The organism is Sulfurospirillum sp. hDNRA2, from assembly GCF_024206095.2.
Taxonomy (GTDB): Bacteria; Campylobacterota; Campylobacteria; order Campylobacterales; family Sulfurospirillaceae; genus Sulfurospirillum.
The window spans coordinates 610,501-625,968 of sequence record NZ_CP159800.1 but is presented as its reverse complement, the minus strand read 5'-3'; the positions used below and the strand labels follow the sequence as shown (position 1 = coordinate 625,968).

General features: G+C 44.1%; 13 protein-coding genes. 2 read left to right on the top strand and 11 right to left on the bottom strand.

Going from position 1 to position 15,468, the window contains the following annotated elements; all coding sequences use genetic code 11:
• Window positions 1-6: 6 nt before the first annotated feature.
• Together serS and NL930_RS03295 are read left to right on the top strand one after the other, a co-directional pair.
• On the top strand, window positions 7-1,251 hold the full coding sequence (gene serS, locus NL930_RS03300) for a serine--tRNA ligase (RefSeq protein WP_254377403.1): 1,245 nt from the start codon (window positions 7-9) through the stop codon (window positions 1,249-1,251).
• A gap of 1 nt (window position 1,252) precedes the next feature.
• Window positions 1,253-3,586 (top strand): tetratricopeptide repeat protein, encoded by a 2,334-nt coding sequence (locus NL930_RS03295; protein WP_254377404.1) that lies wholly within the window; start codon window positions 1,253-1,255, stop codon window positions 3,584-3,586.
• Window positions 3,587-3,629: 43 nt separating this feature from the next.
• Here the strand turns inward: NL930_RS03295 and NL930_RS03290 are convergent, their stop codons facing one another.
• The 11 genes from NL930_RS03290 to NL930_RS03240 all read right to left on the bottom strand — a co-directional run bounded on the left by NL930_RS03290 (window position 3,630) and on the right by NL930_RS03240 (window position 15,439).
• Window positions 3,630-5,189: a 2-isopropylmalate synthase gene (locus NL930_RS03290; protein ID WP_039674209.1), complete on the bottom strand. Its 1,560-nt coding sequence runs from the start codon at window positions 5,187-5,189 to the stop codon at window positions 3,630-3,632.
• A gap of 230 nt (window positions 5,190-5,419) precedes the next feature.
• A complete protein-coding gene (gene pssA / locus NL930_RS03285) occupies window positions 5,420-6,151 on the bottom strand; it encodes a CDP-diacylglycerol--serine O-phosphatidyltransferase (protein ID WP_039674211.1) in 732 nt (243 codons plus the stop codon).
• 1 nt (window position 6,152) lies between these two features.
• Window positions 6,153-6,800, bottom strand: coding sequence for a phosphatidylserine decarboxylase (locus tag NL930_RS03280; RefSeq protein ID WP_039674213.1), 648 nt, complete (start codon window positions 6,798-6,800; stop codon window positions 6,153-6,155).
• Window positions 6,793-8,754, bottom strand: coding sequence for an ATP-dependent zinc metalloprotease FtsH (ftsH, locus tag NL930_RS03275; protein WP_041962243.1), 1,962 nt, complete (start codon window positions 8,752-8,754; stop codon window positions 6,793-6,795). Before ftsH ends, NL930_RS03280 begins: the two co-directional genes overlap by 8 nt.
• Complete coding sequence (locus NL930_RS03270) at window positions 8,755-9,582, bottom strand: 50S ribosomal protein L11 methyltransferase (RefSeq protein WP_039674215.1); 828 nt, start codon at window positions 9,580-9,582, stop codon at window positions 8,755-8,757.
• Between the two features lie 5 nt (window positions 9,583-9,587).
• The gene (locus NL930_RS03265) at window positions 9,588-9,953 is read right to left on the bottom strand and encodes a chemotaxis response regulator CheY (RefSeq protein ID WP_039674217.1); all 366 of its coding nucleotides are present in this window, start codon (window positions 9,951-9,953) and stop codon (window positions 9,588-9,590) included.
• 75 nt (window positions 9,954-10,028) lie between these two features.
• The gene (gene hisA / locus NL930_RS03260; protein WP_254377405.1) at window positions 10,029-10,739 is read right to left on the bottom strand and encodes a 1-(5-phosphoribosyl)-5-[(5-phosphoribosylamino)methylideneamino]imidazole-4-carboxamide isomerase; all 711 of its coding nucleotides are present in this window, start codon (window positions 10,737-10,739) and stop codon (window positions 10,029-10,031) included.
• The gene (hisH, locus tag NL930_RS03255; RefSeq protein ID WP_254377406.1) at window positions 10,739-11,350 is read right to left on the bottom strand and encodes an imidazole glycerol phosphate synthase subunit HisH; all 612 of its coding nucleotides are present in this window, start codon (window positions 11,348-11,350) and stop codon (window positions 10,739-10,741) included. Before hisH ends, hisA begins: the two co-directional genes overlap by 1 nt.
• The gene (locus NL930_RS03250; protein WP_060825408.1) at window positions 11,347-12,252 is read right to left on the bottom strand and encodes a PDC sensor domain-containing protein; all 906 of its coding nucleotides are present in this window, start codon (window positions 12,250-12,252) and stop codon (window positions 11,347-11,349) included. Before NL930_RS03250 ends, hisH begins: the two co-directional genes overlap by 4 nt.
• Window positions 12,253-12,284: 32 nt before the next feature.
• Window positions 12,285-14,432: an STT3 domain-containing protein gene (locus NL930_RS03245; RefSeq protein WP_254377407.1), complete on the bottom strand. Its 2,148-nt coding sequence runs from the start codon at window positions 14,430-14,432 to the stop codon at window positions 12,285-12,287.
• Entirely contained in the window at window positions 14,432-15,439 is a 1,008-nt protein-coding gene (locus NL930_RS03240; RefSeq protein WP_254377408.1) for a glycosyltransferase family 4 protein, read from the bottom strand. Before NL930_RS03240 ends, NL930_RS03245 begins: the two co-directional genes overlap by 1 nt.
• Window positions 15,440-15,468 lie beyond the last annotated feature (29 nt).

The window sequence follows — 15,468 nt, the reverse complement described above, 5'->3', positions numbered from 1 at the left end:
ACTTTTATGTTAGATATTAAACTGATACAAAATGATTTTGAAACCGTAGCGACCGCGCTTCGCAAGAAAAAAGTCGACGAAAGTCTGTTGGAAAATCTTCGAACGCTCTCGTTGGAGCTTAAAAATGCGCGCATCGTGCTGGAGCCTTTGCAAGCGGAGCAAAACACCAAAAGCAAACTCTTCGGCGTTTACGCGAAAGAAGGTAAAGACGTGAGCGCACTCAAAGCGGAACTCGCGGACAATAAAGCAAAAATCGCCGAAGCACAAGAGATCGTTCGGGCATTGGAAGAACAAATGGAAATACAAGCCTCCGTCATTCCCAATATGCCCTCTTCCCTTGTTCCCGAAGGTGAAGACGAAAACGATAACGTCGAACTCAAACGCGTTTTAGAACCTCGCGTCTTCTCCTTTACGCCCAAAGAGCATTGGGATTTGGATATCAAACAAAATTGGATCGATTTTGAGCGCGGCGTCAAACTCTCCAAAAGCCGTTTTAGCGTTCTGAAAAACGAAGCGGCACGGCTTGAACGCGCCTTAATTAATTATATGTTGGATTTTAACCGTAAACGCGGCTTTCACGAGGTGTGCGTTCCGTACATCGTCAACCGCGAAACCTTGATGGGAACGGGACAATTGCCCAAATTCGAAGACGATCTGTTTAAAATCGAAGGCGAAGAGCTTTTTCTCATTCCGACTGCCGAAGTACCCGTAACCAACCTCTTTCGAGACGAAATTCTAACGCAAGAAGAGTTGCCTATTAAAATGACATGTTATTCGGCGTGTTTTCGTAAAGAAGCGGGCAGTGCCGGTAAAGATACTCGCGGTATGATTCGCCAACATCAGTTCGATAAAGTCGAGCTGGTCAGCATCACGACGCCCGAGCAAAGCGAAGCCGTTTTTGACGAGATGCTCTCGTGCGCTTCCGATTTGTTGACCTCTTTAGGGCTTCCGCACCGCCATTTAATGCTCTGCGGCGGAGACCTCGGTTTTAGTGCCGCCAAAACGGTCGATTTGGAAGTCTGGCTTCCCGGACAAAACCGTTACCGTGAGATCAGTTCCGTCTCCAACACCTTTGATTTTCAAGCCAGACGCGCGAAAATTCGCTTCAAAGATAACGGTAAAAACCGTCTCGTTCATACGCTCAACGGCTCTTCGTTAGCCGTCGGACGTACGTTAATCGCACTGATGGAAAATTACCAACAAGAAGACGGGAGCATCGCGATTCCCGACGTTTTAAAAGAGTACATGTAAGATGGCGGAAGAAGAAGTCGTCATCCTCGAAGCGGATCCTTCGACTCCTACGGAAGAAGGCTTTGCGCCTATCGAAGAGGAAGCTTCCGAGGAGACGGCATCCGCAGAGAATGCGGAAGACGAACTTGCCAAACACGCGAAAAAACGTCTGTTGATTCTCTTAGTCGCCGCGGGCGTACTTCTTCTGGCGATTATTATCGCGATCATCGTGATTTTAAAATTAAAATCACACCCGACACCATCCCCCGCGCCGATCGTTAAACACGAAGAAAAACCGATCGTCAAAGAGCAGTTTTCACCTTCCCGCGTCGATTCGATGATTAAAAAAGCCCATGTGCTTTACGAGCAAGGGAACAAAGACGAAGCGTTGAAACTCTACGAAAAGATTGCGACGTATAATGAAGCGATTTCGTATTACAATATCGGCGTCGCCAAGCTCAAAGAACAAAGTTACGCCGAAGCTTTGGACGCCTTTAAAAAAGCGATTCAAAACCAAGAGCATCGCTGCATCAGTGCTATCAATGCTGCCGTATGCGCTTTGGAAATGGGGGACGCAACGCTGTTTCACTACTACGTCGATTTGGCATACGCGTACCTTCCCGAAGAGAGCAATGCTCCGCTTTATTCCTACTACGTGGGCTTGGTGCATTATTATAAAAATTTTTACGTTGAAGCCTTAAGTGCGCTCTCGCATCCTACCAACGATTTTTACCGCGAAGACCAAAACTATCTTACGTCGAAAATCTTGGCCTCTTTAGCGTACAATCAAGAAGCGTACAAGGATTTAGAAGGTGTTGCCAAAGAGAGCGATCTGTTTACGTTAGGACTTTTACAGGCAAAACTCGGTGATTATGGCAAAGCCAAAAACTATTTGGTACGCGCGCTTCGCAACGAACCTGAAAATACGCACATCAAAATGGCACTTGCTTTGGTTGAAAATAAACTCGGCAATCTTGCCAACACGGCTTCGCTCATCCAAGAAGTCGCCAAAGTACGTGACGAAAACGCCGCCCCGATTTACAAAATGCACGCAATTTTAAAACCCACGCTCTTTGATGTGGACAAGGCGCAAAGCGAATTTGAAAAAGAGCTTTTCTTCGACAACGAAAATATCTACAGTCTTTTATTTTACTACGCGCCGTACAAAGTTTTCGACGCGAAACAGACGATCGATTATATTCGAAAAGGAAGTATGAATATTTTTATCGACGAAATCGGACCGGCTCTTTCGTATTTAAAAGCCAGCTCGACGATTTCCAAAGTCAACATCGCTATCTCCAAAGGCATCAAAAAAGCTCTTGATTTTCACGTATACGAAGCCAACGATCTCTTCTTGAAAATGGTCGATGAATACAAAAACCACTCCATTTTGCATTACAATCTGGCGTTAACCTATGCACAGATGGGCGATTACGGCGCGGCATATCGCCATTTTTCCAAAAGTTACCATCTCGATAACGGCAACTATCTCGCCGGCGTTTTTGCGCTCATGAGCGGAAATCTCATCGGCAAAGACATCACGAAACTCAGCGAAGACGTGAAAGAGAGCATCACCAAAAATCCTACACTCGGGCAAGACAGTCTGTACGCGTCGATGATCTACCTCACGGACGGCAACCATTTTTCACTGACGCGTTGGATTGAAAAAGAGAAAGAAGACTCGCCCTTGCATCTTGTCTTAAACATTGTCGCGTCGCAAAAGCTCGGCAACGATCGCATGTATCGCCTCAATGCGCAAAAGTTACAAGCCTTACTTCCCAAAGATATTCTTGCCAATATCATCCTGTTTAACATCAAGCACGACAAACAAGATATCAAACAATACGCCAAAGCGATTCAAATCGAATTTAATGCACTACCGTTAGACTACGACGCTTTTTACTACGGTCCCAAAATCGTCAAAGAACAGTACATCAAACTCTTACAAATCGGCGGATTATTGCATCAAAAACGCGATTTTGTGGTCAAACGCATGGAAGAAGAGCGTGTCGATATTCCGTCGATTATGCAAACGCTCGCATATTTGCAAATTTATACCAACAATTTTGAAGAAGCGTTTGTGCTCTACAATAAACTCATCGACGATTTTCATAAGAAAGATACCTACACCGTATTTCTCGCCTCAGTCGCGGCTATCGGTGCGGGCCATAGCGAAAACGCCATCGCGCTTTTAGAGCTTTCCAAATTGACCGACCCCTCCAACGTGGAGAGCAAGTACGCGCTTGGTTTGCTGTATCAAGAAGTCGGAAATTACGAGGCGGCGACCGCCCAGTACCGAAGCATCGGAAATATCGGTTTTATCTCGCAGTATTTTACGTTCGCATTGGTCAAATAACCTTACATGTACGTTTTGACATGTAAGGTTTAAGACCGGAGGCTTAAATGCCTTCTTGTTCCATTTTATGAACGCTACGCAAACGATCGCGCATCGACATGTAACTGTTAAGTGCCCCGATATAGGCTTTTGCCGTTGCTAACATCGTATCGACGCTTAGCCCGTGCCCCATAATCGCCGGCTTGCTCTCGTCGAAAACGACTTTGACGATGACGCGCGCCATAGCATCTTTGCCTTGTGAAACCGCATCGACTTTATAATCTTTAAGCTCTCCGCTGACGCCGCACACGCGATCGATTACTTTAAAAATAGCGTCCATCGTTCCGTTGCCGATTGCCGCATCGGTAATCTCTTTACCGTCGTGATTGATCGTCACCGCCGCACTTGGGACGCCTCCGGGAGCACAATCGGAAAGTTGCAAGCGAAGCAACTCGAACACTTGAGGAATTTTCGTAATCTCTTCGGCGACCAACGCACGTAAATCATCGTCGAAAATCTCTTTTTTCTGATCCGCCAAAATTTTAAAACGTTCAAACGCTTCGTTAATTTCATCGTCTTGCAATTCGTATCCCAAGCTTGCCAATTTGTCTTTAAATGCATGACGACCGGAATGTTTTCCAAGAACGATCGAGTTTTTATCGAGTCCGATATCTTTAGCACTCATAATTTCATACGTTTGCGTATGTTTTAAAACGCCGTCTTGGTGAATGCCGCTTTCATGCGAAAATGCGTTTTTACCGACGATCGCTTTATTGGGTTGCGGTTCGATTCCGGTAATCGAAGAGACAAGACGGCTGGTCGGGTAAATCTCTTTAATGTTAATATTCGTCTCGTAAGCACTGAAATGATCTTTACGCGTTCGAAGTGCCATCACGATCTCTTCAAGTGCCGCATTTCCGGCACGCTCGCCCAACCCGTTAATTGTACACTCGATTTGACGCGCACCGCTTTCGACGCATGCAAGCGAATTTGCGACCGCAAGCCCCAAATCGTTATGGTTGTGTACCGAGATGATCGCGCGCGCTCCTACAAATTCGTGTAACGACTTAATAATCGCTCCCATCTCCGTCGGTAAGCGATAGCCGACCGTATCGGGAATATTGAGCGTCGTTGCTCCGGCGTTGATGACGGCGTCTAGCACCTCTTTCATAAAACCGATTTCGCTACGTCCGGCGTCTTCGCAACTAAATTCGACGTCTTCACAAAAAGTTTTGGCGTATTGTACCGCTTCGACCGCTTTTTTAATGACTTGATCCGGACTCATTTTAAGTTTGTATTGCATGTGAATCGGACTTGTCGCGATAAACGTGTGAATGCGATTGAATTTTGCTTTGGAAACGGCTTCGCCCGCCGCTTTAATATCCCTCTCCAACGCACGCGCCAATGAACAAACGCGACTTTTGGTAATCACTTCGCTAATACGCGCAATCGCGTCAAAATCTCCCGGGCTTGCCGCGGCAAATCCCGCCTCGATCACGTCAACGCCGAGCTTTTGCAATTGCAAGGCGATTTGAATTTTTTCTTCCGTATTCATGGATGCGCCGGGACTTTGCTCGCCGTCGCGTAACGTCGTATCAAAAATGATAATAGTATTGTCGCTCATAAGGTTATCCTTTAAATGATTGTATCTGTATCGCTAAAAATGAATGAAAAAAAAGAAAATTAGAGGGAGAGAAGGTTTTGCAGGAGGGCGTTTTTAATCTCAATTTTGGGTAAACATTTAATCGATTTCATAATGCCGATCGCCGTAACGTTTTTCATCGTTTCTCCTTTAAAAATAGCTATTTTGAAGAAGAGCGTGAAACGCACTTCTTCAGAGTGGACGTATTATACTCAATTTTTATAGTATTTGGCAACGATGAACGTGTAAACGCCTCGTAATAAGCCATACACAAGGTATAGGCTAATCAGAAGCGTTCCGACTTCGATCGGATATAAATACAGAAGCGAAAACGTCGCGACAAGGTACACCAGTGTTTTAATCAGATGACCTTTCTTTAAATCGATCTTCTTGAAACTCGGATAACGAATATTACTGACCATGAGACACGAAAGTCCGCCTAAACCAAACAGCATCAGACTCTCATAGCCGTGAATAGCGGGATATTCTTTATAAAATAAAATCCACATCGCAACAACGACGGCGGCGGTAGGAATCGGAACACCGATAAAAACGGAAGGCTCGACCGTGCCGATCATCACGTTAAAACGTGCCAAACGGATCGCTCCGAAAACGACGAACATCGCACATAAAAGCGAACCGACTTTCCCGTACGCATGGGCGATACTAAAATAAAATAACATCGCAGGGGCAACGCCGAAAGCTACGATATCCGCTAAAGAGTCGAATTCGGCACCGAATTTACTCGTCGCATTGGTCAATCGTGCAACTCTACCGTCAAGTCCATCAAAAATTAACGACAAAAGAATATAAATCGCCGCTTTATCAAATTGTGCATTTGCCGAAGCAATAACGCTAATAACGCCTAAAAAAGCACTAGCCGCCGTAAAAAGATTGGGGAAGACATACATCAATTGCAATTTGTTCCCGTTTTGAACGTTCATCTTAATCCTTATACGCAAGATAGCCGAGCACACTTTGCCCCGCTTTAACCGTGTCGTTTAGAACCACCTTGATACGCGCGTCTAAACTAACGAGCACGGCAATTTCCCCATCTTTGAGAAAACCCATACGTTCCGTTGCTTTAAAAGAACCGTTTTTGCGGTAAAACACGATAGGATTTCCCCAAGCACCGATGGAACAAACCATATACAGTTGGTCATTTTGTGCCTGACATGTCACGATACTTCGCTCGCCCAATACGGACGACAATGCATGCGAAGGCGGCATAAAAAGACCGAATCGATGTGTCGTTGTAACAACATTCATTGCAAGAGGAGCGCGAATCAATCCCACGTCAAAAAACGATTTTCGAATCACGATACGCAACATCTCTTGATTGTTTTCAAGCGTCGTTTTCGCAATCGACGTTACTCTTCCGTCAATCGGCGAAATCAAAGCGCGCACATCGTCTTCGTCTGCAAGGCGCTCAGGATTACGATAGGAAAAAAGCGCCCATGCAAAAAGCAGGAAAAACAACCACGTCAGCCACGAAAGCACATACGAAAGGAGCAACAACATTCCCGTTAAAACAAGACGGTTCCATCCCTCTTTGGCGATCGGTTGCGTTGTCGTGTATAAAGCGTTACGCATGGCTCGTCGGTTGTTCGTTCAACGGTTTTTCGTGAACGGATTTAGTGTGTTTGAGTTTTGAAGGCATACCGTTTTCTTCTTCAAACGAAGCAATGACTTCGCGCAACTGATCTCCGTCAATCGTTTCAAATTCGTTTAATTTCATCACGATGCGTTCGATGCATTCTCGATACTCTTCCAAACGGACTTTAACGACTTCATAACGCTCTTGCAAGGTTTTTTTAATGTGCTCGTCAAGTTTCTCAGCCATTTTATCGCTGTAGTCTTTGACCGTTCCGCCGTTTAAAAACGTATTACGTTGTTTTTCAAGAACCATTAATCCGGCAACGTCGCTCATACCGTAAATACTCACCATCGCTTTAATAATATCCGTCGCTCTTTCCAAATCGTTACCGGCACCCGTCGAAATTTCGCCCAAAAAAACCTCTTCCGCCGCACGACCGGCCAAAAGAACGTCGACTTCCGCCATCAATTCGTGTTTTTGCATCAAAAATTTATTTTCTTCGGGAGTGTTAAGCGTATATCCAAGGGCTGCAAGTCCTCTTGGAATAATCGATACTTTCGAAACGCGTTTTGCACCTTCCGTCGTTTCCGCAAGAAGTGCATGTCCGCTTTCATGGTATGCTACGATACGTTTTTCTTCCGGATTGATACGGCGACTTTTTTTCTCAAGCCCCGCAATTGCACGCTCTACCGCTTCAACAAGATCTTGTTGTTCGACGTACGTTTTAGTCTTACGTCCCGCAAGAAGCGCGGCTTCGTTAATAATATTGGCTAAGTCCGCACCCGCAAGACCCGCCGTTAAGCGTGCAATTTCTTCAAGATTAATATCTTTTCCTAATTTAATATCGACGACATGTACCTTTAAAATATCTTTACGGCCTTGAAAATCGGGCTTATCGACTAAAACCTGTCGATCGAAACGTCCCGGTCGCAAGAGTGCGGCATCCAATACTTCGGGTCTATTCGTTGCCGCTAAAACGATCACGGGAGACTTATCCGAACTAAACCCGTCCATTTCCGCTAAAAGCTGATTGAGCGTTTGTTCTCTTTCATCGTTACCGCCCATCATACCGCTAGCGGCTCTGCTCTTACCGATCGCATCGATTTCATCGATAAATACGATCGCCGGTGCTTCTTTTTTAGCGTTCTCGAATAAATCGCGTACGCGGCTTGCGCCTACACCTACGAACATTTCGATAAAGCTTGAACCCGAAACCGAGAAAAACGGCACGCTTGCCTCTCCCGCAACCGCTTTAGCAAGCAAGGTTTTACCCGTACCCGGAGGACCTACTAAAAGCACGCCTTTAGGAATTTTAGCTCCTAAGTTCATATAACGATCGGGGTATTTTAAAAAGTCGACGATCTCTTTGACCTCTTCTTTAGCTTCTTCGACCCCGGCAACGTCTTCGAATTTGACTTTCGGCTTTTCGGAGTTGACGAGTTTTTTACTGCTCCCCATACCCAAAATTCCTCCGCCCATATTTTTTTGCATACGATTGGCTAAAAACATCCAAATACCGAAAAAGACAAATACGGGTAAAACCCATGAGAAGAGAATCTCGGTAAAAATATTGGATTCGTTATAACCGCCGTAACTAACTTTTTTTTCATCCATCAACGGAATCAACGTACTGTCTTCGCCGACTTTTTTAACGACATATACGGTTTTTTGTGCACCTTCGTTGGAAAAAGCTTTGATCGTCGTTTGTCCGATCGCCACATAGCTGATTTGGCTGTTGCGGATCAACTCTTTAAGTTCGTAATAACTAATGGTACGCGTTGCACTGTTTTGAACGTTGAAATTAGCCGCCATACCGTTGTCGCTCGTACCGCCGGTAAAATTTTTAAAAAGTAAAATAACGATTATGGAAAAAATCGCAAACATTAAGAGAGGATTTTGGTTGAAAAAGTTATTTTTTTTATCGTTTTTATTTTCTGGGTTGGGATTCATCTATTTCCTTTGTAAAACGAGCGTAAACCACTCGTCTTTTTGGTACTTTTCAACAAGGTGCATTGTCGTAAATTTATGCTCGACCTTATCGATGTATTTATCTAAAATGCCGGAAAGTATCAAAAGACCGTTTTCGTTGACCGCACTTTGCAAGTCGGAAGCCAACATGATTAATACGTCGGCGATAATATTAGCGACGACGATATCGTATTCGCGTTCTCTTTTTTGTACCGAACCCGTCCATATCGTTTGAAACGTCGCATGATTGCGTTGAAAATTTTCACTCGCCGAAAGCGTCGCTTGTTCATCGGTATCGCATAAATCGACTTTAGCACCTAATTTAGAAGCCGCTATCGCTAAAATCCCGCTCCCGCATCCGACGTCAAGTAAAGTCATATTCGGTTGGACATAGCGTTGTAAAAGCAACAAACATCCGTAGGTCGTCTCATGGTGTCCCGATCCGAATGCCAACGCCGGATCGATCACGACATTGATTTTGTTCGGATCGTCTTGTACCCAGCTGGGATGAATGTATAAATTTTCGACATAAAGCGGTTGAACGGAATTGCGATACTGCGCGATCCAATCTTCATTCTCACAAACCGACAAGGTACTTTCAAGCGTTATAGAACGATCTAAAGCGAGAGAGAGTTGTTGGGCAAACGTTTCCATACCGAAGCGAATCGTCTCAAGGTCTTCTTCGCTACGCAAAATCATCGTACCGTCTTTTTCTTCAATAGCCTCATCGCTGAGGCTCATCAAACAATCCATAAAAAGGGAGTATTCGCTACTAGGGGTTAAGGACAATTCGTTATAGGTTTGTTTCATTCAGATTAACCTAAAACATCCTCGAGTTTTTCTTTTAAGACTTGGGGCGTAAACGGTTTGACGATATAGTTATTGACTCCGGCTTTAAGCGCGGTAATCACTTCGGCTTTACCGCCTTCGGTCGTAACCATGATGATCGGCATATTTTCGTATTTTTTTTCGGCACGCACTTTGCGTACGAGATCAAGTCCGTTCATCTCAGGCATATTCCAATCGGTAATCAAAACGTTTACATCCGGAGTTCTTTCCAAAATTTGCCAGGCTTCTACGCCGTGTTCTGCTTCTAACACGTCATCAAACCCCAATCTCTGTAAAGTGTTTTTTATAATACGGCGCATTGTCGAGCTATCGTCTACTACAAGCAGCTTCAATGTCACTCCTTTAACTTTAAGGTTTAGTCTTCCATTCTAACGAACTTTAGTTTGAACTTAGTTTAAAGCACTCTTTTAAGAGCAACGGGCAAAGGCTTCGCGTAAGTCCAACGTACCCTCGTAAAACGCTTTTCCGACGATAACACCGGCGACTTTACGCGAGTGTTTTAGTAAAACTATATCGTCCAAATTTTTAACGCCTCCACTGGCAATCGTATCGATCCCCGAAGCTTCCGCAATGGAGAGTGTAAACTCTGCATTCACGCCGCTTAACATGCCGTCTCTCCCGACGTCGGTACAAATAATTGCTTCCACGCCGGCATTCGCAAATTCTTTGGCTAAATCCGTCGCCAACATCGTCGATTTTTCCGCCCAACCTTCCACTGCGACAAAACCGTCGATCGCATCGATGCCGACGACAATACGGTACTTTCGACACATTTCTTTCACAAAAGCGGGATTTTTAAGTGCGACGGAGCCCAAAATAACCCTATCGATTCCAAGATCGGCATAGCGTCGAATCGTCTCTTCGTCACGAATCCCTCCGCCCAATTCCAATTTGAGGTTGCATTTCTTACGAATTTTTTGAATTTGCTCCATATTGCGCGGTTCACCCGCAAACGCACCGTTTAAATCGACCAAGTGAACCCATTTTGAGCCCATTTCTTCAAACGTTTTTGCCACTTCCCACGGTTCGTTCGAATAGACCGTAGCACTTTGCATCAGTCCTTTTGTCAAGCGCACCGCCTTGCCGTCTTTCAAATCAATCGCCGGTAAAATTTCCATCATAACTCCACAAAATTCTTTAAAATAGCCAAGCCGTTTTCATGCGACTTTTCAGGGTGCGGCTGAAACCCGTAGATATTTTCTTTTTGAACCGCGCTCGCAAACGCATAGCCGTACGTCGTTTTTCCGATTTGATATTTTTTGTCGCACTGCACATGAAAGCTGTGCACGAAATAGAGGTAAAAGCGAGGTGCCATCCCCTTAAAAAGCGGCGTATCTCGCACCACTTCAAGCTCGTTCCAACCCATATGCGGTACTTTAAGGTGTTGAGAAAAACGCGTCGTGTCAAATTTAACGACTTCCCCTTCAATGAGTCCTAGTCCTTGCGTTTTTCCAAATTCCGTGCTGGCTTCAAACAACAGTTGCATCCCCAAACAGATACCTAAAAGAGGCTTTTTCGTTGAGGCAAACGCTTTGACGGCTTCATCCATCTCGCGCTCTTTTAAACACGCCATCGCATCTTTAAAAGCACCTACACCCGGAAGAATAATCTTGTCGTAACCTTCTACATGTGAAGCGTCTTTCACAATTTCGATACGCGTACCGAGTTTCTCAAACGCGTTGGTAACGCTTCGAAGATTGCCCATATTGTAATCGATTAAACCTATCATAATTCTCTCTTTTGATTCACGGATTTCACGTAAAACGCCAAGCCAAACAGTAAAAACGTCACGCCTCCGATGAGATACACCGCATTGACGATATGCGACGCGTCGATAATCGCAAATTTAAACACCAACATCAACGCCTCAATCGCCAACGCGATAATAATCGAGCCTAAAAAACGTACCATCGTTTTATGCATTCCGGAGGTATCGTCTTTTTCGTTACGCCCTAAAACTTCCTCTTCAAAAATGGTTTTTACCAGATCGAAAATTGCCAAAGAGAGCGTAATCAAAATGGTCGATTCGAACATCGCTTTAATGTCCAAAAGTTCGAAGGCAAGTCCGTGCATAAACAAACTTCGCATACCGTTAAAAAGCAGTAAAAGCGCGATTGCCAGTAAAGAGATCGAAAAAAGCGTATAGATCAATTTCGACGTTTTTCCAAATCCCGACTGCAACGATGAAGGGTGGGCAATTTTTAAGATATGTTCCAAAGAGACGTCGATACATGCGATAAAACGTAACGCTCCTTGTTCGTCGTAAATAGGATACGACGCTGTGACGGTTAAGTCGTTCGTTAACGTCGAAGGGTAAGGATCGCTTAAAACGCATCGTTTTTCACGCACGGCACGGTAATAATAGGATTTACCGCTACGATTTTGTCCGAGCCCGCCTTTTTTATGCGGATCGTCGGTGATATTGTTAATGACTTGTTCGCCTTTGTAATCCAACAGGTACAAGGCTTCAAAATCGTCGACTTCATGCACGATTTTATCTAAGCTCGCGGTAATCACGTCCAGATTGGGTTCTGGCATGCGATTGGGTATATTACGCGTAAAAAGATAGCACAAATAGGCTCTTGCCCGCGTTCTCACTTCGGAGAACTGCTGTATTTCTCGAATGACCATCACATCTACCTTTTTATTTTTCGTAATTGTAACTAAATTTTCAAACGGTATATTTTAGCATACGGTTCTAAACTAATCGGCTCAAAAAACCGCCCGTCCGCATTTTCCAAAACAAAAAGTTGTATGTAGGTCGATTCGAACATGGCGTTATCGACGATTAAGAAGGTATTATACGTCTGCATGTAGATCACGTTGAGTTCTCCGTTTGGATGAAGCGATTGTTGTTGTTTCACAAAGGTTCCGCGTTCGTCGTATCCCGTTTGAATGAAGGTGCGAACGCCAACTTCGTTACTACCGATTTTCAATGCTCCTTTTTCTTTATCCAAAGCGATACCGTTTCCGAGTTGAAGTAACTTAACACCGTCTTGAAAACGACTGGTTTCATAGAAAAAAGGGTGGCGAACCGTTTTGCCGCTCATAATATCCAAGTTGCTAAATTGTGCGACGGTCGGGAAAATACTGAGCATGCGAAACGGTAAATAAAAGTAGATTTCACGCGTTTTTTGGGGTAAGTTCAAAGGCGTTTGCAAAGCATCTAAAAAATCATTTGCATTGTTAAAACCGTAATCCAAACTCATTTGGGCGGTATTGTTGATGATCTTTTTTGGCTGCTCTTTCGTTTTCGTTTCATTTTCTTCGGCCGTTACAAAGGCTTTTTCGGTGTATTCGACTTCCAAGCGGGCAAGTCGTGCCGCGCTTTCTTGCGTATTCGTGAGCATAAAACTAACGGGAAAATTCACGTCGCCACCGTGTTTTCCGCCATCGATCAACGTCTTCGTATCGGCATAGTAGCGTAACGGATACCCGTAATCCCACCATGTCACGATATAATCTTCTCTACCGACGTTATTTCGCAATGATGCGAGCTGTTCGACTTCGGTTTTATTCAAAACGGTCGGAACTCTATATTCGATAATATGTGCGACATTGGGATATAAAACGGCTAAGCTTGCCGTCACGACAAAGCCCGATTTGAGAATCCGCCCCAATGTTTCATTGACGAAAAATCCCGTAATAGAGCTACTAAGTATAAAAAGGAGATAGGCAACACCCAACGCGCAAACGGGTACGGCATAAATCGTAAAGCGTAGTCCGCCCCAAAGAGCTAAAAAGCCGAGTCCCATGAGCGGCAATCCCAACAACATCGCTTTGTAACGTCTTACCAATAACGCATAACCGACTATCGAAGCGGCAAACGTGATCGTATGTCCGCTGATTCGCTCCGCAAAAACCGAAAAAGGAATATCGCCGGCTTCTCGGATCGTTTGGTTAACTGAGAAGAAATGAAGTTCGAGCCCTTGCTGGCTTACGTCGATCGCATCTTTAAAAACATAACTTTTTAATTGCGCCCAAATCGGAGAGAAACCTCCCGTTGCAAAAAAAAGAATACTACCGATCGCTAAAATATACCATACGTATGAAGCAAGTTTTTTTTGTTTGAAGAGGGCATAAAGCACGCTTACACCGATCAAACGTGCAAATATCGGCAAACCCATCATCGCAAAAAGCATCATTGCGATTAACTTAATCGGGAAAGACTCTTTACGCTCAAACACCAAAGCATAAACTAAAATCAGCCCCAAATATGCAAATTCTAACGAATAGCTTTGCGGATACCACCATCGATACGCAATAATTTCTACTGCCGTTATCAGAAGATATTTATCTTCTTTCGTGCGTAATGCCAAAATCAACGACCATAAAAGAAGTGTCGGGAAGACGATATTGAGCATATCGGTATCGTAATACCCGATCATCGTTCGATTGTAATAACTGACCGCGATCGACGCCAATAACGATGCAAGGAAACCGACTTCGATCATACCGAGGTTATACGCGATCAACATCATCGGGAAAACGATCAACGATCCCAAAACGGCCGGCATATAAAAAATAAGCGTTTCAAACGAAACCGGTACTATTTTCGCAAGCAGAAACGTCAATTGAGCAGGGGCTTGATCTATGGGAGAGCCGTCAAACTTTTGATGTGTCCCAGCAAGCAAATCTCGCGCGCCTTCCGCCCAATAATAACCGTCGTTGGTGTTAATCATAAACGTATCGGCATAGTGAAAACTCTCAAAATTGCTAAACTGATACACCCAAATCAAACGAATCGCAATGCTAAACGCAAAAGCAATCAAACAATATAATGCAACATAACTTTTGTGACGTAAATCCATCAAGCACCTCTTTTGGGTGTGAGTAAAAGATAAAAAATCGTAAAGCAAAGAGCATAAAGAAAGAAAATATAAACATCGTCTCGCACTTTAAATCCTAACCCTATATACGAAAAAAATCCTTGCAAAAGCCCTAAAATAATAACCGTTCTTCGCGTATTGCCGTTTTGCAATTGAAAAATCATATGGTGTATATGGGTTTTATCGGCATGCAGAGGGCTTTGATGGTTAAGGATGCGTCGTAACATCACGATCAGTGTATCTAAAATCGGAATAGCCGCTAAAAGCAAAATGGAAATAGCCGTTATATACGCTTTTTGAATCGAATAAAGCGTCAGCATCGCAATAATAAAACCTATCGTTAAACTACCGCTATCACCCATAAAAATTTTAGCCGGATGCCAATTCAGGACTAAAAATCCTATCAAAGCACTGATCAAGCCTACGGACGTATAAAACAAAAAAAGATCTTCATATTTCCATCCGATATAAGAAAACGCCGCTAAAATAACTAACGCTATACACGAAGCTAACCCGTCTAAGCCGTCGATCAGATTAAGAGCGCTCACAAATCCGCTAATCGCAAATGCGCAAAACGCCAATGCCGCCCAGAAAGTAAAAACAATTTCATGTCCAAAAAAGATTCCGAACCGTTGAATATCAAATCCGTTCAGATACAACAATCCTCCGGCACATGCCGTAATAAGTAGTTTAAGCCTTGCGGGTACCGATCGAATATCGTCCCAAAGTCCTGTCACAAAAACCAAAGTCAAGGGTAATAACGCTACCGCGTTGTCAAGAGGATTGAAAAGAATAAAGGCATAAACAAACGCACCAAAAATAGCAATGCCGCCGCTTCGAGGAACCACGCGATCATGCGAACTACGATCGTTGGGAATATCTAAAATATTGATGCGTTTTTGATAATAAACCAAAAGGACGTTTAATCCTAACGACACGCTAAAAACCGTCAAGCATTTTAACAAGACAAAAGTATCGATCAGTGCCAACGTACGTCCTTACATGTCATGTTTAGGCT